This is a genomic window from Neisseria sp. P0001.S005 (assembly GCF_051963715.1).
Window position 1 is genome coordinate 1 of record NZ_JBQCTZ010000671.1, and the last position, 408, is coordinate 408.

At 47.5% G+C, this 408-nt stretch carries 1 protein-coding gene; it reads left to right on the forward strand.

From position 1 onward, the window contains the following. Positions 1 to 408 (forward strand): 16S rRNA (adenine(1518)-N(6)/adenine(1519)-N(6))-dimethyltransferase RsmA (rsmA, locus tag ACTHSP_RS22300; protein ID WP_440347049.1); only part of this gene is annotated, 408 nt, incomplete at both ends.

Consider the following 408-nt stretch of genomic DNA (forward strand, 5'->3'; position numbering starts at 1 on the left):
TTTGATTTCAACAGCATTGAAGGCAAGAAAAAAATTGTCGGCAACCTGCCGTACAATATTTCCACGCCGCTTTTGTTCCGATTGAGCGAAGTGGCAGACGATGTGAACGATATGCACTTTATGCTGCAAAAAGAAGTGGTCGAACGCATGGTGGCGCAGCCGAAAACCAACGACTATGGCCGTCTGGGCGTGATGCTGCAATATTTCTTCGATATGGAAATGTTGATTGAAGTACCGCCCGAGTCCTTTGATCCTGCACCGAAAGTAGATTCGGCCGTCGTGCGCATGATTCCGGTGAAACACCGCATCGGTAAAGCGGAAGATTTTGAACATTTTGCCAAACTGGTGAAACTGGCTTTCCATCAACGCCGCAAAACCATACGCAATAATTTGAAGGAACTTGCCGGC